The sequence below is a fragment of the Solidesulfovibrio magneticus RS-1 genome (assembly GCF_000010665.1).
GTDB lineage: Bacteria > Desulfobacterota > Desulfovibrionia > Desulfovibrionales > Desulfovibrionaceae > Solidesulfovibrio > Solidesulfovibrio magneticus.
Map to the genome: position 1 here is coordinate 1,958,236 of NC_012796.1, position 23,445 is coordinate 1,981,680.

Sequence of the window (23,445 nt, forward strand, 5' to 3'; positions counted from 1 at the left end):
CCTGTTATTTGGCGGCCGGGGCCTTGGCGGGGGCCGGTTCGGGCGGAAAGGCGGCCGGCGCGGGGGCCGGTTCGGCCGGTTTGGCCGGGGCCTGGCCTGGGACCTTGGCCGGTTCCGGGTCCAGGGGAAAGATGGAATCGGTGGCGGCCTCGTAGCGTTTTTCGAGCTTGGGCTGGCTGGGGTTCTGGGAGACCGGAGCCGGGCCACGGCTTTCTGTCGGGGCCTGGGCCGTCGGCGGCGTGGGTGCGTGGCGAGGGGCCTTGGCCCGCCTGGGCTTGCGCTTGACGGGCTTGGACACGAAGGGCTTGGCCGGCGTGGAGGGCGTGGGCGGCTGGCTCACGTCGCGGATGCGGATTTGCGTGGGCAGCGGGGCCGGGGTGTCGGCCAGGGCCTCGTCCCCGCCGGCCGGCCCCGCCAGGGCCAGGGCGGCGAGCATGGCCCAGGCGGCCGGAAGTTTGCGGATGGCGGTCATGGCGTTTCCTCCCCGGGAATGTTCCCCGTGCCGCTCCCATCGGCCGGTTCGGCCAAATCTTTACGGCGGCGTCGAGTTCTCCCCGGCTTAAGGACTTGCCTAAGGGCGCGAGAAGTGATTTATGGAAATACAAGGTTTTGCTTGTCCCCGCCGGCCGGCCTCGCCCCCGGCTCCCGGCGGACACCCACGAACGGGGCCCTTTAAGGAGTAAAAAATGGCTGAACAACTCGAAATCTACAAGTGTGAACTGTGCGGCAATATCGTTGAAGTCCTGCATGCCGGCGGCGGCGAACTGGTGTGCTGCGGCCAGCCCATGAAACTCATGGCCGAAAACACCGTGGACGCCGCCAAGGAAAAACACGTGCCGGTCATCGAGAAGGTCGAGGGAGGCTATCTGGTCAAGGTCGGCGCCGTGGCTCATCCCATGGAAGAAAAACACTACATCGAGTGGATCGAACTGATTGCCGACGGCAAGGCCTACCGCGAGTTCCTCAAGCCCGGCCAGGCTCCGGAAGCCTTTTTCTGCGTCAAGGCCGACAAGGTGTCCGCTCGCGAGTACTGCAACCTTCACGGCCTGTGGAAAAAGGACTAGCCCATGCTGTCGCCGACCATGGAAAAGGCGCTTAACGATCAGGTGCATTGGGAACTCTATTCCGCCTACCTCTATGTCTCCATGGCCACCTATTTCGAGGACAAGGGCCTCATGGGCTTTGCCAACTGGATGCATGTCCAGGATCAGGAAGAGAAGTTCCACGCCCAGAAGTTCTACAACTACATCGTGGAACGCGGCGGCCGGGTGATCCTGCAGGCCATTGAAGCGCCGCCCCATGACTGGGCCTCGCCCCTGGCCGTGTTCGAGGACGCGTTGGGCCATGAAGAGGGCGTCACCGCCCGCATCTACAGGCTCATGGACCTGGCTCTGGAAGAACGTGACCACGGCACGGCCTCGTTCCTCAAGTGGTTCATCGACGAGCAGGTGGAGGAGGAGGCCAGCGTGGCCGACGTCATCGCCAAGCTCAAGCTCGTGGACCAGACCCCGGGCGGGGCGTTCATGCTCGACAAGGACCTGGCGACCCGGGTGTTCACGCCCCCGACCAACGCCTGATTGCCTGCCGCGTTCACGCGGCGCAGGGAGGGCCGCCCGCGCCCGTCGCGGGCGGCCCTTCTTTTTCGGGCAGCCGATGGCAAGGCTCGTGGCCGCCGGTCCCCGTGGCCGCCGGGGTTGTCTTTCTGATGCCGCTTATGACCCACTTCGCAGGAGACGGCGGGCATGAACGTGAACCTCAAGTTTTTCTTGAAGGACACCATCCGCAAGATGGTGGATTTTTCCAAGACCGCCCAGAACCGGGGCCTGCCGCCGCCGCCGTTGCAAAAGCCCTATCCCCTGGGCGCGGAGCTTGTCCGGCTGGCCGGGCCGGGGCAGTGGCAGGGGGTGCGCGATGTGCCCGTGGCCCAGGCCATGGCGGCGCGCAAATCCCACCGCAGCTTTCGCCAGGAGCTTTTCACCCAGGACGAACTGGGGTTTCTCCTGTGGGCCACCCAGGGCCTGCGCAAATCCCCGGGGCTGACCGGCGGGCTGCGCACCGTGCCCTCGGCCGGTTGTCGACACGCGTTTGAAACCTATGTCGCCATTTACCGCGTCCAGGGCCTCAACCCCGGCGTCTATCGCTATTTGCCCATCGAACATGCGCTGATCGAGGCGGTCACGGTGGAGGATCTGGAAGAGGAGGTGGCCATGGCTTCCTTCAACCAGGGCTTTGTGTCGCGGGGGGCGGCCACGTTTATCTGGACGGCCGTGCCGGCGCGCATGGAGTGGCGCTACGGCGAGGCGTCCTACAAGGTCATGGCCCTGGACGCCGGCCATGTCTGCCAGAACCTCTATCTGGCCTGCGAGGCCGTGGGAGCCGGCACCTGCGCCATCGCCGCCTACGACCAGGAGGCTTTCGACGCCATGCTGGGGCTGGACGGCGACACGGAATTCACCATCTATCTCGCTCCGGTCGGCAAGGTCTGACCCGGTCGGCGTCGTTTTGGGGGAGGAGGAAGGAATGGAGAGAAAAGTCGTGCTGTTCGCCTTTCGTGGCGACGTGTCCTGTTTCGTGCACGTGCTCCTTAACGCCATCGACTACCGGGAGCGCGGCTACGAGGCCAAGGTGGTGCTGGAAGGCGAGGCCACCAAGCTCGTGGCCGTTTTGTCCAAGGCCGAGCATCCCATGCACGGGCTTTTCGAAAAGACCAAGGGGCAAGGGCTTTTTGCCGGCGCCTGCCGAGCCTGTTCCCACCAGCTCGGCAGCCAGGAGGCTTGCGTTACCGAGGGGCTGACGCTGCTTGACGACATGCACGGCCACCCGGGCATGGGGCGGTACACGGAAGAGGGCTACACGATTTTGATTTTCTAGGCCCGGCCAGGGATACGAACGCTTCGGGGCGGCCCAAACGGGCCCCCCATCTCATTTCTTGCGCTTGAACATCTTCTCCATCTCGCGTCGGCCAAAACGCACCGTCACCGGCCGGCCGTGGGGGCAGTAGTCGCGGTCCGGGACCGTGGCCCACTGGGACAAAAGCGCCACGGCTTCGTCGGCGGTGAGCCGCGTGCCGGCCTTGATCGCCGTCTTGCAGCTCATGAGAATCCACAAATCCTGCAAGGACTTGGACTGGCCGGCCAAGGCGGCGCGCAGGTACTCCTTGGCCTGGCCCACGGTCAGCTCCGGCGGCGCGCCGGTGATGGCGGCCATGCCCGGACGCGGCGTGTCCACGACAAAGCCCATGGACCGCAGTTCGGTGAAAAGCGTTTGCAGCCGGGCCTGCTCGGAGGGATGCAGCGTCAGCTCCACGGGCATCCCCAGCGGCCGGCTGTGGCCGCGCCGGCCGGCCGCCTCCCGGGCGGCGTAGATGACGCGTTCGTGGGCGGCGTGCTGGTCCACCAGCACCAGCTCCTCGCCAGTGTCCACGATGAGATAGGTGTCGTCGAACTGGCCCAGGTAACGCATGTCCGGCGGCAGGGCCGGTTCCAGCTCGTCCACGGTCCTGGCGTACAGGGGCGCGCCGGCCTCGGCCCCGTCGTTCTCCAGGGCGGCCTCGGCGGCGGCCCGGCGGGCCACGGCCGGCGGATCGAAATGGCGGGCCGGCCCCTGGCGCTGGGCCGGGGCTTCGGCCACCCCATACCCCGACGGCCGGGCCGGATAGGCCTCCTGATCCGCCGGCTGGGCCGACATGTCCCGGGTCGCCCCAGGGGGCGGCGCGAAGCGACCCGGCTCCCGGCCAAAGGTTTGGGCCGCGTCCTGGTCCGGTCGCCGGCCGTGGGGCTGGTGCGCCGCCCGGCCCGGGCCTTGGTCCGCCAGCGGCGCGGCCGGCCGAGAGCCTGCCCGGCCGGCCGCCCCGCCCGCCGGTTGGCCCGCCGTCTGGGCCGCGCCCTCGGGCGGGGCCAGGGGCGGCAGGGTTTCGTCAAAGGAGCTGCTGCTGAGGATTCGCGGATCGCCGGGCAAGGGCGCGCGTTCCCGCACGGACTGGCCCGAAGGCGTGGTCTCATGGGGCGAGGGCGCGCCGGCCCGGCCGAGCTCCTCGAAAAAGTCGCGGCGGCTGGCGAATTTCGGCGGCTCGGCCCCGGCCTTGACCCAGGGTTCCGGGGCCGGGACCGTGCGGTGGACGAGCGCCTTGTCCAGGGCCGCGCCCACGGCCCGGCGCAGGGTGAGGAACACGGCCTGCTCGTCGCGGAAACGCACCTCGGTCTTGGCCGGATGCACGTTGACGTCCAGATCGGCCGGGTCGAGTTCCAAAAAAATGACGGCTTGGGGGTATTCCCGGGCTAAAAGCCGGCCCTTGTAGGCCTCGCGTACGGCGGCGAGCAGCACCCGGTCCAGCACCGGCCGGCCGTTGACGTAGAAATACATGCGGTCGGCCTTGCCCTGGGCGCGCAGCGGCTTGCCCAGCACACCGTGGACCTTGGCCCCGGCGGCGTCGCTGGAAAATTCGAAGAGATCCTCGGTGACGGCCGGCGGCCAGAAGGCGGCCAGCCGGGCGGGCAGGGTCTGGCCGGCCGGGAAGCGCAGGGCCGTGCGTCCGCCCACGGTCAGCTTGAAGGCCACGTCAAGGCGAGCCAGGGCCGCTCGGCAAAAAAGCTCGGTGGCCCGTTTGGTCTCCACGGCCTCGGATTTGAGGAATTTGAGCCGGGCCGGCACGGCGGCGAACAGGTCGCGCACCTCAATGCGCGTGCCCTGGGCCACGGCCGCCGGGCCGCGCTCGGTGAGGCGGCCGTTTTCCACGGCCACGAACGCGCCTTCCTCGAAAGCCTCGTGGCGGGAGCTGATGCGAAACCGCGACACCGAGGCGATGCTTGGCAGGGCCTCGCCGCGAAAACCGAAGCTGCCGATGCGTTCCAGTTCGTCGATGGAGGCGATCTTGCTGGTGGCGTGGCGGGTCAGCGCCAGGGGCAGCTCTTCGGGAGTCATGCCGCCGCCGTCGTCGCTGACGATGACGGCGGTGCGGCCGCCGCCGTCGATGGCCGCCTCGATGCGGCTGGCCCCGGCGTCGAGGCTGTTTTCCACGAGTTCCTTGAGCACGCTGGCCGGCCGCTCCACCACCTCGCCGGCGGCGATCTGGTTTTGCAGTTCCGGGGGCAGCACGCGGATGGTGCGATGGGTCGTCGAAGCTGTCATGGCGGGGAATATACGATCTTTCGCCGCCCCAGGCCACCCGCGCGTTTCGACTGGAAAAACGCCGGCGTCGGGGGTAGACGGGCGGGTGTCCCACGCAAAAGGAGCCGACCATGCCCATCGAGCATAATTACCTGCGCACCCGGATACGCACGGAAAACATTGTCGCCAACTATACGCGCCTGCGCGCCCAGGGCGGTCAGGTCGTCAGCGTCATCAAGGCCGACGCCTACGGCCACGGGCTTCTCGAAACGGCCACGGCCCTGGCCGGGGCCGGTTGCGAGAGCTTTGCCGTGGGTTCGGCGGCCGAGGGCGCGGCCCTGCGCGATGCCGGCTGCACGGCGGAAATCCTATCGCTGCTTGGCCCGGTGCTGCCCGAGGACGAACTCTTGATCATCGAAAAAAATCTCGTGCCCTTCATGCACGACTTCGACCAGCTGGCCCGGCTGGCCGTCGCCTGCACGCGTCTTGGGCGCGTGGCCAAGGTGGCGCTCAAGTTCGACACCGGCATGGCCCGGTTGGGGTTCGTGGAGGCCGACGCGCCCAAACTCGCCGAGATGCTGTGCGCCTCGCCCTGCATCGAGGTGGTCATGGTCAGCTCCCATCTGGCCACGGCCGACGATCCGGGCGCCTTCGAATTCGTGGCCGAGCAGGGGGCGCGCTTTGCCCGCATCTGCCAGGCCCTGCGCCACGGCGGGCTGACGTTTCGGGCCTCGCTGTGCAACTCCGCCGGCATCCTGGCCCATGCCGGGGCCATCGGCTTCGACGCCCGCCGGGCCGGCATCGCGCTCTACGGCGTCAATCCCTTTGCCGGCAGCGCCCGCGAGGCCCTTGGCCACGGCTTGCTCCCGGCCATGGAGACCGTAACCCGCATCGTCTCGGTCCACGACCTGCCGCGCGGGGCCTCCATCAGCTACGGCCGCACCTACGTGGCCGAGCGCGACATGCGGGTGGCCATCGTGGCCGCCGGCTACGCCGACGCCTACAGCCGGGGGCTGTCCAACAAGGGCTTCATGTGCCTGGCCGGCCGGCGTGTCCCCATCCTTGGCCGGGTGTGCATGCAGCTCACGGCCGTGGATGTCTCGGGCCTCGATGCCGTACGGCCCGGCGACGCCATCCATCTGCTGGGCGGCGAGGGACCGGGCGCGGTCACGGCCGACGACCTGGCCCTGTGGTGGGGCACCATCCCCTACGAGGTCTTCTGTCTGCTGGGGCTTAATCCCCGGGAGCATGTTTGATCGGCGCTTTCCCTGCCGCCAACCAAGGAAGACGGCATCCGGCCATGAAACGCCAGACGCTTTTTCTCAATATGTACGGGGCCATGCTCGACGCCATGGGACCCAGCGGCTGGTGGCCGGCCAAAACGCCCTTGGAGATGGCCGTGGGCGCGATCCTGACCCAGAACACCAACTGGCAGGGCGCGGCCAAGGCCGTGGCCGGGCTGCGCGAGGCCGGGCTGCTCGATCCGCATGTCCTGCATGCCGCCAGCCTGGAGGCCGTGGCCGAGCGCATCCGGCCGGCCGGGCATTTCCGGGTCAAGGCCGGGCGGCTCAAAAACCTCATGGCGCTTATCGTGGAGGAGCTTGGCGGCGACTTGACCGCCCTGGCCGGCTACGATCTCGATCAGGCCCGGGACAAGCTCTTGTCCGTCAAGGGCGTTGGCCCCGAGACCGCCGACAGTATTTTGCTCTATGGCCTGAACCTACCGGCCTTCGTGGTGGACGCCTACACCGCCCGTATCTGCTTCCGCCACGGCCTGGCCCCCGAGGAGGCCGGCTATGATGAGCTGCGTGAACTTTTCATGGACGCGCTGCCCGAGGACGTGAGGCTATATAACGAATTCCACGCCCTGCTGGTGCGCGTGGGCAACGCCTGGTGCCGGCCGCGCGCGCCCAAATGCGCCGCCTGTCCCTTGGAGCGTTTTTTGCAATGAGGACGGCGCTTTTGGCCCTTTTCTGTCTGTTGGCCCTGGCCGGGCCGGGACAGGCCGTCAAACCGCCGACGGTTCCGGCCAAGGCCGTGTCGGCGGCCCAGGACGCGGCCAAGGCCCGACTGGCCGAGGCCCGGGCCAAGGTGGCGGCCCAGTCGGCCGAGGCCGCCCGGCTTGGCCGGGAATTGGCCGCCCTGGAGGCCGCCCGGGACGCCGAGGCCAGACGGCTTGCCGCCCTGACGGCGGCCTTGTGGCCGCTTCGGGCCGAGAGTCTGGCTGGGGCGGCCCAGGCCGAGGATTGGGCCGAGGCGGACCGCCGGTTCGTCTGGACGCGGTCGCTTATCGAGGCGGCCGGCGCGTCGCGGCTGGCCTTCGAGGCCGCTGCGGCCAAGGCCAAGGCCGGACGGCTGGCCCGGGACGACGCGGCCTTGCGCCTGCTGGCCGGGCGCAAGGAGGCCGACGTGGCCTTTGCCGCCGCCGTGGCCGGCCGGCTGCGCGAGTTGGAGACGGCGGCCCACCAGCCGGGGCGCGGCGACGAGGCCGCCTTGGCCGAGGCCCTGGACGCGGCCGCCGCGCCGGATGACGCCCTGGCAGGCGTGGCCCCGGCGGGCGAGGACGGCGCGGCCGGGCCGATGGTCTTCACGCCGCCGCCCGGCGGGCTGGCCTGGCCGAGCCAGGGGCGGGTGGCCTTGCCCTTTGCCCCGTCCGGCCGCGACGCCCGGCAGGGACTGGTGCTGGCCGTGCCCGAAGGATCGCCCGTTGTAGCCGCCGCCGACGGGCGGGTGGTTTTTACCGGCACGTTGCGCGGCTTGGGCCGGGTGCTTATCCTGGCCCATGACGACCGCTGCCACACGGTCTATGCCTGCCTGTCAGAAACGAGCCTCGCCGTGGGCGAGGCCGTGCCCCGCCAGGGGCTTATCGGCCGCAGCGGCTATTGCAACCAGACGCGCGCCCCCGGCGTCTATTTCGAATTGCGTTTTCGGGAAAAAGCCCTTAATCCGGCGGAGTGGCTCGCCGTCAGGCGCTAGGCTCGGCTGCCGGCCGGTTTCGCGGGGATAGGCGTTTTCACCCGAGGCCGGCGTTTCGGTCCGCATTTCCTGGAGGATGGTATGCGTCTTTTGACCAAAGTGTCCTGTTCCCTGGCCGTTAGCCTGGCGTTATGCTCCGTCGCGTTTGCCGCCAAACCTGAGGAAGACCGGTTCGCGCCGCTCAAGCGCTTCAGCCAGGTCATGGATCTGGTGGAAAACCACTACGTCAAGCAGGTCACCCGCAACGAACTCATCGACGGGGCCATCGTCGGGATGCTGCAGCAGCTCGATCCCCATTCGAGCTTTTTGTCGAAAGACGAATTCAAGGAAATGCAGGTCAGCACTTCTGGCGAATTCGGCGGCATCGGCATTGAAATCAGCATGGAAAACGGCCGCCTGACCGTCATTTCCCCCATCGACGACACCCCGGCCGACAAGGCTGGCATCAAGGCCGGCGACATTATTTTGGAAATCGAGGGCGAGTCCACCCAGGACATGACCCTGGTCGACGCCGTGCAAAAAATTCGCGGCCCCAAGGGCAAGGCCGTGTCCTTGACACTCGTTCACAAGGACCAGCAAAAACCCTTCAAAGTGAAAGTGGTGCGGGACACCATCCCCATCATCAGCGTGAAAAGCAACGAAGTGGAGCCGGGCTATCTCTACATCCGCCTGACCCGCTTCAACGAGAACACCACCGCCGAGCTCAAGCAGGCCCTGGCCGACTATCAGGCCAAAAGCGGCAAGCCGCTCAAGGGCGTCATCCTCGACCTGCGCAACAACCCCGGCGGCCTGCTGGAACAGGCCGTCAACGTCTCCGACGTGTTCTTGCCCTCGGGCCAGATCGTCTCCATCAAGGGCAAGAACCAGGAGCAGGAGAAGGTCTTTTCCGCCAAGGGCGACGGGGCCGACGTGGCCGTTCCCCTGGTGGTGCTCATCAACTCCGGCTCGGCCTCGGCTTCGGAGATCGTGGCCGGCGCCCTCAAGGACCACAAGCGCGCCTTGCTTGTCGGTGAAAAAACCTTTGGCAAGGGCTCGGTGCAGACCGTCATCCCGCTGTCCGACGGTTCGGGCATCAAGCTCACCACCGCGCTGTACTACACGCCAAGCGGCCGCTCCATCCAGGCCGAAGGCATCGAACCCGACTTCATGGTCCCGCTCCAGGACTCCGAGTCCGACCGCGACAAGCTCTCGGCCAACCACCAGTTCCGTGAGCGCGACCTGTCCCGGCACCTGGAAAACAAGAAAAAGAAACCCGAGGCGACGGACGATCCCAAGCAGAAGATGCTCGATCAACTCGCCCGGGACAACCAGCTCAAGCTGGCCCTGGAACTGGTGAAGTATTTCCCCATCAAAACCTACGCCCCCTAAGAAGCGCCCAGCCAAGAAGGGAGCCGCCAAGCCCGCCAAAGGGCCAGGCAAGGCTCCCCGGCGCTCCGGAGCCGGAGAGAACAACCGTGTGGTTCTCTCCGGCAAACCTGTTTTTACGGCCGTGGCCGCCCTGGCCCTGGTCGCTACGCTTGCCGTGCTCGCGGCGCTCCTGTTTGGCCCGTTCCCGTCGCCCCCGGGCGAACGCCAGGCGGCCAAGCCGCCTAAGCCGGCCGTTGGCCAGCAGGCGGCTCGCAAGAAGCCCGAACCGCCCAAGCCGGCGTCCAAGCCGTCCCCGGCCGCGCCCGAGGCTGCGACGCCTCAGGGAGCGCCCCCGGCCCCCACCGACGAACACGACGCCCTGACCCTGGCCCGGGCGCTGTCCCAGGCCCAGGCCCAAGCCAAGGGCACGCCGCCCCCGGTCCATTTCGAGGAGCACCTGCCGCCCCAGGCCGCCTCGCCCGAAAACGGGAACGGCAATGGCAACGGGAACGGCAATGGTCCTCACGAAGTGCGGGGCAAAGTCGAGCCGCCGGCCGGCGCGCAACCGCCGCCGCCCGAGCCGGCCGCCCCGCCCGTGGCCCGGGATGAAGGCAAAAATCCGCGCATGGTCGTGGTCATCGACGACATCGGCGACCATCCCGTCATGGCCAAGAATCTGACCGAACTGCCGTTTTCCGTCACCCTGGCCATCCTGCCCAACCGTCCCCGGACGCGGTCCGTGGAGGCCATGGCCGCCAGCCAGCACGTCGAAATCATTTTGCATCAGCCCATGCAGCCCGGAACCTACCCACGGGTCAATCCCGGGCCGGGCGCGCTTTTCACCGACATGGAGCCCGAGCGCGTGAAGGAAATCCTGGCCGACAACCTGAGCCAGGTTCCCCACGTCAAGGGCATCAACAACCACATGGGGTCGGCTTTCACCAGCGACCCGGCCGGCATGGACGCCGTCATGGCCGTGCTCAAGCAAAAGGGCCTGTTTTTCCTCGACTCCGTCACCTCGGCCGTCAGCGCCGCGCCCGAAGCGGCGCGCAAGCACGGCGTGCCGTTTTACCGCCGGGCCGTGTTTCTGGACAACGTGCGCAATGTCCGCACGATCCTTGGCCAACTCAAGACCGCCGAGCGCAACGCGCTCAAAAACGGCCGGGCCATCGCCATCGGCCATCCCTACGGCGAAACCCTGGAAGCCTTGAAAATCTGGGCCAAGGAACGCGACGGCCGCGTCGACGTGGTGACGCTCACCGAGCTAGGACCTGAATTCTAGTGCCGCGTCCCCGAAAAGCGCCTAGGGCGTTTCGTGGGCAACAGCATACGATGCCCGTTTTTCATAACCACGACGTTCGTCTTGTTTAAGGGACCCGCACTCCCGCGCGGGCCGGGCCGCAAGATTTTCATGGACGGCCCGGGCCGGCTGGCCGATACTGCCGCCCGGGCGTTTCTCCAGCCCGCGCCATCCCCAACCGCCTGCCAAACCTCCGGCTTTCGCCGTCAACGCCCATGCAATTCAAACCCGTTTTCTACACCGGCCTGACCCTGGCCGCCCTGGCCCTGGGGCTTTTCACCACCCGTCTGGAGCCGGCCCGGCGGGTGGACGCCTGGTCGTCGGATCTGTGGCATGTCCTGGCCGGCAAGCGCTACGAACCGCAGCACGTGGCCGTGGCCCTTTTGGACGACGAGGCCCTGGCCGCCGAACCTGACCGGCCGCTGGTTTTCTGGGGACCGCTGTACGCCAAGATCCTGGCGAGGCTTCGCGAGGTCGGGGCCGTGGCCGTGGGCATGGACATCCAGCCGGCGCTGAGTCCCGTCACCTGGATGGACATCATCGGGGCCGACGCCAGCCGCGATTTCGACCGCGACTTCATGCTGGAGCTGGCCAAGGGCAAGGTCGTCCTGGCCGCCAGCGTGTCCACCGAATCGGGCGAACCGTCGTTTAGCCTGCCGGCTACGGACTATCTGCTGGCCTTGCCCCGTCACGAGGCCGACCTCGGGCTGACCAACGTGCCGCTGGACCGTGACGGCGTGGTGCGCCGCTTCGCCCCGGCCTTGTACAGCGAGGGCGAGCCACGCCTGTCCTTTGCCGCCGCCTTGGCCAAAAAAGGCGCACCAGGTATTTCTGGCGCGCCGGGGCTGGCCGGCCTGGATGACCGGACCGCCTTGCAGCCGCGCCCCATCGCCTACGCCGGCCCCCCCGGCACCTTTGCCCATGTCAGCTTCGCCCGGCTGCTGGCCCCGGACGCCCTAAGCGACCCCAAGGTCCAGGCCCTGGCCGGCAAGATCGTCATTCTGGGCATCGACATCCACGGCGCCCACGACCGGCTGGCCTCGCCGTACTCCCTGCCGCTTTTCGGCGCGCCCAAGGAGTTCATGCCCGGCCCCGAGATCCACGCCAACATCATCGAGGCCATGCTGACCGGCCGCACCCTGACGACCGTCGGCCTCGGCGCCGCGGCCGGGGCCTGGCTGCCGTTTCTGGGCCTGTGTTCCCTGGCCTGTTCGCGGCTTGGGCCGGGGCGTTCGGCCCTGGCCGCGTTGGGTCTTGGGTTGGGAGCTTTTGGCCTGGGCTATGGCCTGTTTCTGGCAGGGCGGCTTCTGCCCCTGGCCGGCCTGGACGTCGGGCTGGTGGCGGTCTGGGCTGGGGCCAACGCCGTGCGCCTCACTCGCGGCGAGCGGGAAAAAGCCCACATCCGCCACGCTTTTGGCAAGTACGTGTCCGACGCGGCCATTACCGCCATCCTGGCCAGCGGCAAACCGCCCGCGCCGGGCGGCTCCCTGGCCACGGTCACCGTGCTGTTCTCGGATATCCGCGATTTCACGACATTAAGTGAAAAACTCTCGGCCGAGGAAGTGGTGGAGCTGTTAAACGCCTACTTCACCCGGGTCTGCGACATCATCTTGGCCCATGGCGGCATGATCGATAAATTCGTCGGCGACGCGGTCATGGCTGTGTTCGGCGCGCCCCTGGCTGATCCGAAACATGCGCGCCAAGCCCTTGCCTCGGCGCTCGGCATGATTACTGCTTCCCATGACTTCGAGACCTGGATGCGCGAGCGTTTCCCCAAGCTGGGGGATTGGCGCTTTCGCATTGGCGTGGGGCTGCACAGCGGCCCGGCCGTTGTCGGCAACATCGGTTCCCGGCAGAGGCTCGATTTCACGGCCATCGGCGACACGGTCAACACAGCCTCGCGCCTGGAAGGCGTGACCAAGACCATGGGCTGCCCCATCGTGGCCAGCCGCATGACCGTGACAATGGCCGGGCCGGGCGTCGCCACCGGCCGCGAGGAAATGGCCCGGGTCAAGGGCAAGAGCGAACCCGTGCCGGTCCTGGAAATCCTGGGACTGGCCGATACATAGAAAAGGAGTTCCCATGCGTCGCGCCGTCGCGCTTTTCTTGTTTGTGATCCTGGCCGTGGGCCTGTCCGGCGGTTATGCCCTGGCCGAAGCGCCGCGTCTGGTCTGTCTGGTCGCGGCCGTGTCCGGCCAGGCCAGCCTGTCCCCGGCTGACGGTCCGAAAAAGCCCTTGGAACTCTTTACCCGCCTGCGCGAGGGCGAACGCCTGGAGCTGGCTCGGGGAGCCGAGGTACAGCTGGCCTTCTTGCAGCTCGGCCAGCGCGAAACCTGGACCGGGCCGGCCACGGTGCTCATCGCCGCCGCCGGCGGCCAAAGCCCCAACGCGTCCACGCCGCCGGTGGTGGACAAGCTGCCGGGGAAGCCCAAGCCGGCCACGGGTGAAGCCTCGTCAATTTTAAGCCAGGCCGGCGAGCAGGCCACGGCCCAGGTCAAGACCCGGGAGGTCACCCTGCCCGAGGACAAGCCCCTTTCCGACGAGGAACGGGCGCAGCTGGCCGATTTCGAGGGCCAAGTGGCCGAGATGCGAAAGACCGCCGCTCCCGGCGACGTGACCCCGGACATCGCGCTTTTGGAAGAACTTACCCGCCTGGGCCAGCGTCGCAAGGCCCTGGAGGAAGTGCGCCGGCTGCGCGAGGCCTATCCGGATAACGCCGCTCTGGCCGCCTTCGAGGAATAAGCGCTCCGGCGGCCGGGACACGGGCAGAGCGTGTTGCCCCTTCCCGCCGGTCGCCGCCAGGTTTTCTTGCTTCACGAGGCGGCCGCTACCGCCCCACCCAACGCAAACGGCCGGCCCGGGAACCTCCGACAGGTTTCCGGGCCGGCCGCGTTTTGCGGTCGGAATGCGCCGGCTATTCCTTGACCGGCACCACGTGGATGGCCTTGACCACAAGCAGCACGGCATCGCCCGGGGCCAGGGCCAAGTCTTCCACGGATTCGGTGGTCAGCACCGACGCCATGGCGTGGGGCACGTCCACGCTGAAGTTGACCTGGGTCATGACGTCACCCTTTTTCACGGAAGTCACCTTAGCCGGAATCTGGTTTCTGGCTCCGTAGCGCATGGTCGTCTCCTTGGCGTTAGAGATTTGTGGACGTGAAATATGTTGTGTTGTGAAAGGATCCTGTTTGTTGTTAAAAATTTTCTGATGTCATTTGCAGGGTGTTGTTGGCTTGTGCTGCAATTTCTGAAAACACGTAGTCATTATTAAAATAAAGCATAAGCGATGATTGTTCTTGAGAAAGTATGCGCCAGTCTCAGGGGTTGGCACGAATGTCGCGTCCCTTAGAAAAGCGATGGTATTTCAACGAAAAAACAATGGTTTTAGTCTGTTGTCTGCGAAATGTCTTCTGTGCTTTTCGTGGACGCGACACTAGACGCAAACCATGTTGCGGCCCTGGGCTTTGGCTTTGTAGAGAGCGGCGTCGGTTTGCTGGAGCAAAATGTCGGCAGACCTCGTGGCTTTCGTCGTGCTTGCAATTCCGAACGATGACGTTATCCGAAATTGTTCCGATATATTCGGGCCATCGAAGAGCAGATTGGCGATTTCCTGGCGCAATCGTTCAGCGATGTCACAAGCGTGGTTGGCATCTGTGTCGGGCAGGATGACGAGAAATTCCTCGCCGCCGAAACGGAACAACTCGTCGTAGCGCCGCAGGCTCGACTTTACCTGACTCCCCACCTGAGCAAGGACTCGGTCGCCGATGACGTGCCCGTAGGTGTCGTTGATGGCCTTGAAGTGATCCAGGTCGAACAGGATCAGGGAAAAGGTTTCGCCGGAACTGCTGCACCGGGAGACGTGGTGATGCAGTCGCGACTGCATATGGCTTCTGTTGTATGCACCGGTTAGAACGTCGATCTTCGAGCGCTCGATGATTTCCTGGGTGGCCTGGGAAAGCCTGGACTGGGCATCCATGAAATCGAGGAGGGGAAAGCAGAGGATGAGCGCGTCCAGGCAAAGCATGTTGCCAAAAAGAACGATGGCGGTCAGCTCGGGGCCAATGGCGTCAAGGGCCGAGCCCGGGGAAAGCCAGCCGGCGCACAGGATGGCGGCCCGGATAAAGAGCGTTGACGCCAGCAGCAGGCAAAAGCCGTGCATCGACCAGACTACGGCGTTGTGCGGGCGGGTTTTTCGTATGATTTGCAGCGCAGCGTACAGATACAGCGCGCCGTTTATGGCCGAGGTGTAGATGCCCGGTAAGTGCTTGTCGTGCATAGTCAGGGCCAACACCCCAAAGGAAAACGCGAAAATCGAGGCAACGGTCAGGCTAAAGCGCAGTGTGGGCGGCTGGCGGGCCAGTGAAAAGACCGACAGGGCAATGAAGATAGGCAGTGAAAAGATGCACAGGTTGGCTATAGGCAGCGAGACAAGGTTGATGCCTGTCATGAAACGCAACAGGAAAAGAGCCCAGCCCAGGGAAAATGCGAAACAACCGAAAGCCAGAATCGAAAGATAGTTGTGGCGTCTGATCTTGTGCAGAACCAGCAGGAATAAACCTTTGATGAAAAAGCTGGCGACTGCCAGACTGATGACGGTCCTTGATTGGAAAAAAAAGCAAGATTTCGTTTATATTCATAGTTTTACCCAGGTCTACCGCCGCCTGCTGCTGCCTCACGTGAAGCATACTGGAAAAAGATACGTTTTGGAAACGGCCTGCCTGGGCTCCCTCAAGGTCCGGGTTTACGCCCCTGGCCGCGTTTGTCTCCAGTCGCTGCGCGGCGCGTGTCGGGCTTGCCGGACCTGGTGTCCGGCCGTCCGCGCCTGCCGTCCGCCTTGCCCTGGCGGAGCGGCGGCGCGTCGCGGCGAGGAGGTGCGGGTGCGCCCGGCGCGCGGCGGTCCGGCCGCCGGTCGGGCTGGCCCTTGCTCTGGCCGGCCAGCCGCTTTTCGCGCTCGCCGCCGAGCACGGCGTGCTGCCGCAGGCGCTCGGCATCGGCGTCGGCGATAAAAAGCGGCTGCCCGCCCAGGTCCGTGCCGGCGAAATACATGGCCGCCGCCGCCGTGCCGGGCAGCGGGATGAAGCACTGCACCTGATTGGGCCGCCAGCCCTTGCCGGCGAACCACTCGGCCATGCGCCGCATGTCCTCCAGGGTGCATCCCGGAAAGGCGCTCATGAGGTAGGGCACCACGTATTGCTCCTTGCCGGCCCGGCCGGATTCCCGCTCGAAGACTTTCAGGAACCGCTCGAACACGGCAAAGGGCGGCTTGCGCATGAGCTTGAGCACCCGGTCGCTCTGGTGCTCCGGGGCCACCTTGGCCTGGCCGCCGGTAAAGCGCCGCACCATGCGCCCCAGGGCGTCCTCGTCAGCCAGGGCCAGATCCATGCGCCAGCCGCTGGCCACCCGCACATGGCGCACGCCAGGGACTTCCGCCACCGCTTCGAGCAGGTCGACGAACGCGCCCTGGTCCACGGAAAAATGCTTGCAGATGGTCGGCGTCAGGCAGCTTGGCCGCTGGCAGGATGTCATGTCCCCCCGGCAGCGCCCGCCCCACATATTGGCCGAGGGGCCGCCCACGTCGCTCACCGACCCGTCAAAGCCCGGCGCGTCCACCAGCCGGGCCGCTTCGCGCAGGACCGATCCGGCGCTTCGGGAGCGGATGGCCCGCCCCTGGTGCAGGGCCAGGGTGCAAAAGGAGCAGCCGCCGGCACAGCCCCGGTGGATGTTGAGGCTGCCGCGAATCATGTCCGCCGCCGGGATGGGCAGCTTGTAGGAGGGATGCGGCTGGCGTGAGTAGGGCAGGGCGTAGAGGGCGTCGAGAGTCTTGCCGGAAAGCCCCGCCCCTGGCGGGGTGAGCACGGTCAGCCGGTCGCCGCTTGGCTGCACGGCAAGCTGCTTGTTCTGGTGGACGTGGCGCTCCAGGGCCAAGGTCGCCTCGATGAGCCGCTTGGGATCGGCGACAATGGCCTCATGGGCCGGCAAGGTCAGGACGTCGGCCTGCGGGAACCGCTGGGGCAGCTCCTCGGGCTTGAGGGAAAAGGCCGCGCCGGGAAGTCCGGCCAGGATGTCGGCCAGTAAGCCCCCTTCGTCCTCCAGCCGGTCCAGTCCCTCGGCCAGGGCCAGGATGCCGGTCTCGGCCATGCCGTAGAGCACCAGGCTGGCCTTGGCGTCGTAAAGGACCGAGCGGCGCAGGGCGTTGGACCAGAAATCGAAGTGGGACACCCGCCGTAGCGACGCCTCGATGCCGCCCAGGGCCACGGGCAACCCCGGGAAAGCCCGGCGCACGAGGTTGGCGTAGACGATGGCCGCCCGATTGGGGCGCGCGCCGGCCTTGCCGCCCGGGGTGTAGGCGTCGTCGGAGCGTTTTTTGCGAAAGGCGGTGTAGTGGGCCAGCATGGAATCCAGCGACCCGGCCGTGACGCCGGCAAACAGTCGTGGCCGGCCCATGGCGGCCACGTCCGCCGCGTCGCCTTCCCAGCGTGGCTGGGCCACCAGGCCGGTCTTGTAGCCGTGGGCCACCAGCCACCGGCCAAGCAGCGGCGCGCCAAAGGACGGATGGTCCACGTAGGCGTCGCCGGTAACGAGCAGGACATCCAGGCAGTCCCAGCCGAGAGCGTCCATCTCGGCCCGGGTCATGGGCAAAAAATCGGGTTGCGTCAGGGGCGTGCGTGCCATGGTCGCAGTATGGCCGCTTGGGGGCGACAGGTAAAGCGCGGTTTCGCGGCCGGCCGGGAGTCTCCCGGGATTCCCGGGAAGCCCTCCCGGGCATTCGGGAGATCGGCCCATGGACACCCGACCGGCTGTCCTGTGTATTACGGCGGTTTTGTTCCACTCTACGATCCGCCAGGAGAGACCATGCGCAACTTGTCCAAGACCAACGACGTCCTCGGCACGACCAATCGCGGCAATGTCGCCCCGTCCGGGCTATGCACCCTGTGCCGCGCCGACTGCGCCGGCAAATGCGAAACATGGCTGTCGAGCCTCAAGGGCCGGGCCATGCTCTATCCCCGGGATTTCGGGATCGTCACCGCTGGCAGCGGCAACACCGAACACGTGGGCGTGAGCTACGACGCCCTGCGCATCCAGGGCTACAACTACGGCGCTTACGCCGTGGCCGCCGGGCGCACCACCAATCCCGACGACTGCCTGTTCACCAACGTGAATCTGGAAACGGCCTTTGGCAGCGGCCTCAAAGCGCGCCTGCCGCTTATGACCGGGGCGCTGGGATCGACCTTTATCGCGGCCAAGTACTGGGACAGCTTCGCCATAGGCTGCGCTCTGGCCGGCCTGCCCATCGTCATTGGCGAAAACGTGGTCGGCGTGGACCGGGCCGCCGTCATCGAGAACGGCAAGATCACCGCCGCCCCGGAACTCGACCGGCGCATCGACGGCTATCTGCGTTACTTCGACGGCTACGGCGCGGTCATCGTGCAGCTCAACGTCGAGGACGCCCGCAACGGCGTGGCCGAGTACGTGGCCGACAAGTACGGCGACAAGGTGGTGGTGGAGCTCAAATGGGGCCAGGGGGCCAAGAATATCGGCGGCGAGATCGAGGTGAAAAGCCTTGATTACGCCCTGTTCCTCAAAAAGCGCGGCTACCTCGTGGACCCGGACCCGCAGGACCCGGCCGTGGTCGAAGCCTTCAACAACGGCGCGGTCAAGGGGTTCGCCCGCCATTCGCGCCTGGGCTATACCGATCTTCCCGGCAACGACGCCGTGCGCGAGGCTTTTGCCGCCAACGTCGCCTATCTGCGCTCGCTTGGGTTCCGCAACATATCGCTCAAGACCGGGGCCTACGGCATGGAAGCGTTGGCCCTTTCCCTGCGCTGCGCCACCGACGCCGGGCTTGATCTGCTCACCATCGACGGGGCCGGCGGCGGCACGGGCATGAGTCCCTGGAACATGATGGAGACCTGGGGCGTTCCTTCTATCCTGCTCCACGCCAAGGCGGCCGAGTACGCGGCGCTTTTAGCCTCGCGCGGTCACCGCGTGGTCGATCTGTCCTTTGCCGGGGGGCTGGCCCGGGAAGACCACATCTTCAAGGCCCTGGCCCTGGGCGCGCCCTACGTGAAGCTCGTGTGTATGGGCCGCGCGGTGATGATCCCGGGCTTTTTGGGTTCCAACATCGAAGGCGCGCTCAATCCCGCCCGCCGCGAGGCGGTCAGCGGCAACTGGGACAGCCTGCCCAAGACCGTCACGGACATCGGCCGCACGCCCGAGGAGTTGTTCGCGGCCTATGCCACGGTCAAGGAAAAGGTCGGCGCGGCCGAGATGGCGAACATTCCTTACGGGGCAGTGGCCATCTGCACCCTGGCCGACAAGCTCGGCGCGGGACTGCAGCAACTGCTCGCCGGAGCGCGCAAGTTCGCGGTCACGTCCATCGACCGCCGCGACATCGCCTCGGCCAACCGCGAAACCGAGCGAGAAACCGGCGTGCCGTTTATCACGGATGTGCAGGACGAGGTGGCGCGGGGAGTGCTCCTGGGGTAGACTGCATGCTCTAACGGCATGATTCTCTGGACGTAAAGCCCGGTTCAGGCCATGGCCTGAACCGGGCTTTTATGTTGTTTACGGCCATGCAGGGCAAAGCGGCGTGGAGCAAGAACGCTGCGGAGGATAGGCGGAAGTGACTGCAATGTCAGTGTATTGTGTTCAAGCAACTGCCGTCGCTACTCTTGTCGGGAATTTACGGGTCACTTCTGCCGTAGGCTCGCCAAGAGTCAGCGATTTTAGCGCCGATCGAGCTGGAGCGATCAGCAGCCCAGGCTGTTTCCTTTTGTTGGCCAGAAGCGTATGTTGGATAGGGTTGGCCCAGGCCATGATTTCATTGTCGCCTGGAAATGTTGCGGTTGAATCAATCCCCAGGTCTCCGTTTGAGTCGTTTGGTCGTGTTGCCGTTGACGGTGAGGAACGGTCTCCTTGCGTAAAAGAGGGGTCGCGTGCATTGACTGGATAGCCACGTGGAGTATTATCATGGTGTAATAATTTAAAAGACAGATTTTTGTATTGTATCAGAATTGTAGCGAGTATATCGGATGTAGTAAGATGTTCATGTGTAAGGCAATAGAAGCATGGTTTTCAAAGGAGTGCAATATGCTTGATTACGAAAAATCAAAAGAGGAATTGATTGCAGAATTGGTTGCCTTGCGCCAACGTCTTAAAGATGTAGAGTTGTCATTTTGCACTATTGGGAGTGTTGAATACAAGCGATCAAAAGAAGATGCCGACTTTTATTTGACGATTCTTGATGAAGCGCCAGCATTGATTTGGCGGGCCGCGAAAGATGCCAAGTGTGACTGGTTTAATGCGACATGGCTTGCCTTTACCGGGCGTCAACTTTCTCAGGAAATTGGCGACGGTTGGGCGGAAGGGGTGCATCCTGAAGATTTTGATCGGTGTCTGGCGATTTACCTCGAAGCGTTTCATGCCCGGAAATTTTTTCAAATGGAGTATCGTCTTCGTCGGCATGACGGAGAATACCGGTGGATTCTCGACATAGGATGTCCTTTCAAGGACGCAAAGGGTGAATTTGCCGGGTATATTGGGTATGTCTATGATATCACGGACCGGAAAGTGAATGAGCAGTTTCGTTTGGAAGTCGAAAGAATAGTGCGGCACGACATCAAGGCTCCGCTGGCAAGCCTTCACACTCTGGCTAAGACTGTTTTTGAAGATGGGATAGACGAAGATATTCGCCTTCTCGTGCCAGGAATATTGAGAGCTGTGCAGCACGTCATCAGTTTGGTGGATTCTACTGAAAAAGTTGCTATGCTTGAATTAGGAAAATACAGACCGCACTCAAAATGGTTCAGTATTAAAAACTGTATACATGATGCCGTTGTTTGTTTGTCGCCCATAGCAGACATGAAGCAAATATACATAGAAACAAACTTCGATGATTTTGTAAAAGTGAATGACCGTTGCTTTGGAGAAGAAATCCTTGTGCAAGATATGGTCACAAATATTTTAAAAAATGCGCTAGAGGCGTCACCGAGAGGGAAGTCCGTAACAATCACGTGCATATGTTCTGATGTTGATCTGCATATCCTTGTTCATAATCACGGAGCTATTCCTGAAAGTATAAGAAATAATTTTTTTGATAAGTATATTACGTTCGGAAAGCCCTTTGGCACAGGTTTAGGCACGTACAGCGCCAAATTGATAGCGGAAGCGCACGGTGGTCAAATCAGTTTTTCCACGTCCGAGGAAGATGGGACGACCGTATTCATCTCCTTGCCGATCCCCGAACAGGATGCAGCGAGGCTCGCGCCGCGATAAAGGAAACCGCCCCGGGCGAGGAAAAAATCCTCCCCCGGGGCGGCCTTTCAAAATCTTCTCTCGTCCCGAATTCTTACTTCCCAAACAACCGCTTCTTGCCGTCGATGAGCTCGTTCACCACGCTCGGATCGGCCAGGGTCGAGGTGTCGCCGAGGCTTTCCACTTCGTCCGAGGCGATCTTGCGCAGGATGCGCCGCATGATCTTGCCGCTGCGCGTCTTGGGCAGCCCCGGGGCGAACTGGATCACCTCCGGCGCGGCGATGGGGCCGATTTCCTTGCGCACATGGAGTTTCAAACCCTTGAGCAGCTCCTCGCTCTCGTCGTAGCCGGCTTTGAGCGTCACATAGGCGTAGATGCACTGGCCCTTGATGTCGTGGGGCATGCCGACCACGGCCGCTTCGGCCACGGTCGGGTGCGACACCAGGGCCGATTCGATCTCGGCCGTGCCCATGCGGTGGCCGGAGACGTTAATGACGTCATCGACCCGGCCCATGATCCAGAAATAGCCGTCCTCGTCGCGCCTGGCCCCGTCGCCGGACTCGTAGCAGCCCTTGAACGCGGCGAAATACTGCTGCTTGAAGCGGTCCTTGGCCCCCCAGATGCCGCGCAGCATCCCGGGCCAGGGCTTGCGGATGACCAGGAATCCGCCCTGGTTGGGGCCGACTTCCTTGTTTTCCATATCGACGATGGCCGGATCGATGCCGGGCAGGGGCAGCGAAGCCGAGCCGGGCTTAAGCGGCGTGGCGTAGGGCAGCGGCGAAATCATGAGCCCGCCGGTCTCGGTCTGCCACCAGGTGTCCACGATGGGCAGCTTCGAGCCGCCGATGTGGTCATGGTACCACATCCAGGCTTCGGGGTTGATGGGTTCGCCAACCGACCCGAGGATGCGCAGCGACGACAGGTCGTGCTTCTGGGTCCAGGCCGGGCCGGACTTCATGAGCGAGCGGATGACCGTGGGCGCGGTGTAGAAGACGTTGACTTTGAATTTGGAGCAGATCTGCCAGAACCGGTCCGGGGCCGGGTAGGTGGGCACGCTCTCGAACATGAGCGAGGTCGCGCCCAGGGCCAGCGGGCCGTAGACGATGTAGGAATGGCCGGTGATCCAGCCGATGTCGGCGGTGCACCAGTGGATGTCGTCGTCTTTCAGGTCGAAAACGATCTGCGAGGTGTGGGCGGCGTAGGTCAGGTAGCCGCCGGTGGTGTGGTAGACGCCCTTGGGCTTGCCGGTAGAGCCGGAGGTGTAGAGGATAAACAGCACATCCTCGGCGTCCATGGACTCGGCCGGGCAATCGCCCTCGACGTCGTGGTCGGCCATGACGTCGTGCCACCAGACGTCGCGGCCGGGCTGCATCTCCACGTCGTTGCCGGCGTGGCGCAGCACGATGCATTTATCGATGGTCGGGCATTCCTTAAGGGCTTCGTCGGCGTTGGGTTTGAGCGGGATGGTCTTGCCCGAGCGGATGACGGCGTCGCTGACGACGATGACCTTGGATTCACAGTCGTTGACGCGGTCGCGCAGGCTATGGGCCGAGAAGCCGGCGAAAACGATGCTGTGGGGCGCGCCGATGCGGGCGCAGGCCAGCATGGCGATGACGAGTTCCGGCACCATGGGCAGGTACAGGCTTACCCGGTCGCCCTTTTTGACGCCCATCTTCTTGAGCACGTTGGCGAAGCGGCAGACTTCGTCGTGGAGCATCTGATAGGTGTAGGTGCGCACGTCCTCGTCTTTTTCGCCCTGCCAGATGATGGCGGCCTTGTTGCGGCGGCCGTTGGTCAGGTGGCGGTCCAGGCAGTTGTAGGCGGCGTTGAGCTTGCCGCCAGCGAACCATTTGATTTCGGGGGCGTTGAAATCGTATTCGAGGACCTTGTCCCAGGGGGATTCCCAGGTCAGCAGGTCGGTGGCGCGCTCGGCCCAGTAGCCCTCGGGGTCTTCGATGGAGCGTTTGTAGATGGCGCGGTATTCGTCGAGGCTTTTGATGTAGGCGGTGTCGCGTCCGGCGGCGGGCGGTTCGAAGGTGCGTCCTTCCTGCTGGAGGCTTTGGATATTGTCGGCGGTCATGGATTCCTCCCGGTTGGGATTTGGCGTCGCGTATGGGGGCACAGTGCCGTAAAGCGCCCGGCCCGAAAAGCGTAAATCGGCCAATGGCGGAAACAATCCAATAATCGTATCGGGCTTGGGACAAAAGACCGTTCACCGAGAAATCGACGCCGTTTACCGACCAACCCCGAAGCCGGCGCAGATTTGCCCTGGGGGTGCGACTGTCGGGGCGGCTTCCTTTCGACGCGCGGCCGTTCGCCGCCAGCTTTCCGCAAAAAGAAAAAGCCGGCGCGGGGCCGGCTTTTTCAGATATACGCCAGAAAGCGGAGCACTCGTACAAGCTTGGAGAAGACCGGGCGGACGTACGGCCCGAAACCCTGCCGCCTCGCCTACACCGGCGAAC

Annotated in this window: 19 protein-coding genes; 13 read left to right on the plus strand and 6 right to left on the minus strand. The window is 64.8% G+C overall.

Features of this window, described 5'->3' with window-relative positions; translation table 11 throughout:
- Window positions 1-4: 4 nt before the first annotated feature.
- A complete protein-coding gene (locus DMR_RS08255) occupies window positions 5-472 on the minus strand; it encodes a hypothetical protein (protein WP_015860450.1) in 468 nt (155 codons plus the stop codon).
- 214 nt (window positions 473-686) lie between these two features.
- Between DMR_RS08255 and DMR_RS08260 the strand changes: the two genes are divergently transcribed.
- The 4 genes from DMR_RS08260 to DMR_RS08275 all read left to right on the plus strand — a co-directional run bounded on the left by DMR_RS08260 (window position 687) and on the right by DMR_RS08275 (window position 2,871).
- The gene (locus DMR_RS08260; RefSeq protein ID WP_015860451.1) at window positions 687-1,064 is read left to right on the plus strand and encodes a desulfoferrodoxin; all 378 of its coding nucleotides are present in this window, start codon (window positions 687-689) and stop codon (window positions 1,062-1,064) included.
- A gap of 3 nt (window positions 1,065-1,067) precedes the next feature.
- On the plus strand, window positions 1,068-1,577 hold the full coding sequence (locus tag DMR_RS08265) for a ferritin (RefSeq protein ID WP_015860452.1): 510 nt from the start codon (window positions 1,068-1,070) through the stop codon (window positions 1,575-1,577).
- A gap of 165 nt (window positions 1,578-1,742) precedes the next feature.
- Window positions 1,743-2,486, plus strand: coding sequence for a SagB/ThcOx family dehydrogenase (locus tag DMR_RS08270; protein WP_015860453.1), 744 nt, complete (start codon window positions 1,743-1,745; stop codon window positions 2,484-2,486).
- A 34-nt stretch (window positions 2,487-2,520) separates the two neighbouring features.
- Window positions 2,521-2,871: a hypothetical protein gene (locus DMR_RS08275; RefSeq protein ID WP_043600322.1), complete on the plus strand. Its 351-nt coding sequence runs from the start codon at window positions 2,521-2,523 to the stop codon at window positions 2,869-2,871.
- Window positions 2,872-2,922: 51 nt separating this feature from the next.
- Here the strand turns inward: DMR_RS08275 and mutL are convergent, their stop codons facing one another.
- Window positions 2,923-5,127, minus strand: coding sequence for a DNA mismatch repair endonuclease MutL (gene mutL, locus DMR_RS08280; RefSeq protein WP_015860454.1), 2,205 nt, complete (start codon window positions 5,125-5,127; stop codon window positions 2,923-2,925).
- A gap of 110 nt (window positions 5,128-5,237) precedes the next feature.
- Between mutL and alr the strand changes: the two genes are divergently transcribed.
- The 7 genes from alr (at window position 5,238) to DMR_RS08315 (ending at window position 13,471) form a co-directional block, all read left to right on the plus strand.
- Window positions 5,238-6,362 carry an alanine racemase gene (alr, locus tag DMR_RS08285; protein ID WP_015860455.1) on the plus strand — a complete coding sequence of 375 codons (1,125 nt, stop codon included), beginning with the start codon at window positions 5,238-5,240 and terminating at the stop codon, window positions 6,360-6,362.
- Window positions 6,363-6,406: 44 nt separating this feature from the next.
- Window positions 6,407-7,057, plus strand: a complete 651-nt coding sequence (locus DMR_RS08290) for an endonuclease III domain-containing protein (protein ID WP_015860456.1) — start codon at window positions 6,407-6,409, stop codon at window positions 7,055-7,057.
- Window positions 7,058-7,068: 11 nt separating this feature from the next.
- A complete protein-coding gene (locus tag DMR_RS08295) occupies window positions 7,069-8,082 on the plus strand; it encodes a murein hydrolase activator EnvC family protein (RefSeq protein WP_232502896.1) in 1,014 nt (337 codons plus the stop codon).
- Window positions 8,083-8,163: 81 nt separating this feature from the next.
- Window positions 8,164-9,450 (plus strand): S41 family peptidase, encoded by a 1,287-nt coding sequence (locus tag DMR_RS08300; protein WP_015860458.1) that lies wholly within the window; start codon window positions 8,164-8,166, stop codon window positions 9,448-9,450.
- Between the two features lie 88 nt (window positions 9,451-9,538).
- Window positions 9,539-10,711 (plus strand): divergent polysaccharide deacetylase family protein, encoded by a 1,173-nt coding sequence (locus DMR_RS08305; protein ID WP_015860459.1) that lies wholly within the window; start codon window positions 9,539-9,541, stop codon window positions 10,709-10,711.
- A gap of 233 nt (window positions 10,712-10,944) precedes the next feature.
- Window positions 10,945-12,798 (plus strand): adenylate/guanylate cyclase domain-containing protein, encoded by a 1,854-nt coding sequence (locus DMR_RS08310; protein ID WP_015860460.1) that lies wholly within the window; start codon window positions 10,945-10,947, stop codon window positions 12,796-12,798.
- A 13-nt stretch (window positions 12,799-12,811) separates the two neighbouring features.
- Window positions 12,812-13,471, plus strand: a complete 660-nt coding sequence (locus DMR_RS08315; protein ID WP_015860461.1) for a hypothetical protein — start codon at window positions 12,812-12,814, stop codon at window positions 13,469-13,471.
- Between the two features lie 172 nt (window positions 13,472-13,643).
- On the opposite strand, the gene DMR_RS08320 is transcribed toward DMR_RS08315, so the two are convergent.
- From DMR_RS08320 to DMR_RS08330, 3 genes are all read right to left on the minus strand, one after another.
- Window positions 13,644-13,853, minus strand: a complete 210-nt coding sequence (locus tag DMR_RS08320; RefSeq protein ID WP_015860462.1) for a TOBE domain-containing protein — start codon at window positions 13,851-13,853, stop codon at window positions 13,644-13,646.
- A 309-nt stretch (window positions 13,854-14,162) separates the two neighbouring features.
- The gene (locus tag DMR_RS08325) at window positions 14,163-15,176 is read right to left on the minus strand and encodes a GGDEF domain-containing protein (protein WP_052278976.1); all 1,014 of its coding nucleotides are present in this window, start codon (window positions 15,174-15,176) and stop codon (window positions 14,163-14,165) included.
- A 281-nt stretch (window positions 15,177-15,457) separates the two neighbouring features.
- The gene (locus DMR_RS08330; protein ID WP_015860464.1) at window positions 15,458-17,401 is read right to left on the minus strand and encodes a YgiQ family radical SAM protein; all 1,944 of its coding nucleotides are present in this window, start codon (window positions 17,399-17,401) and stop codon (window positions 15,458-15,460) included.
- Between the two features lie 180 nt (window positions 17,402-17,581).
- On the opposite strand from DMR_RS08330, the gene DMR_RS08335 reads away from it, so the two are divergent.
- Together DMR_RS08335 and DMR_RS08340 are read left to right on the plus strand one after the other, a co-directional pair.
- Window positions 17,582-19,216, plus strand: a complete 1,635-nt coding sequence (locus DMR_RS08335) for a glutamate synthase-related protein (protein WP_015860465.1) — start codon at window positions 17,582-17,584, stop codon at window positions 19,214-19,216.
- A 603-nt stretch (window positions 19,217-19,819) separates the two neighbouring features.
- Window positions 19,820-21,004 carry a PAS domain-containing sensor histidine kinase gene (locus tag DMR_RS08340; RefSeq protein ID WP_148208391.1) on the plus strand — a complete coding sequence of 395 codons (1,185 nt, stop codon included), beginning with the start codon at window positions 19,820-19,822 and terminating at the stop codon, window positions 21,002-21,004.
- Between the two features lie 73 nt (window positions 21,005-21,077).
- Here the strand turns inward: DMR_RS08340 and acs are convergent, their stop codons facing one another.
- A complete protein-coding gene (acs, locus tag DMR_RS08345) occupies window positions 21,078-23,063 on the minus strand; it encodes an acetate--CoA ligase (protein WP_015860467.1) in 1,986 nt (661 codons plus the stop codon).
- Between the last annotated feature and the right edge of the window lie 382 nt (window positions 23,064-23,445).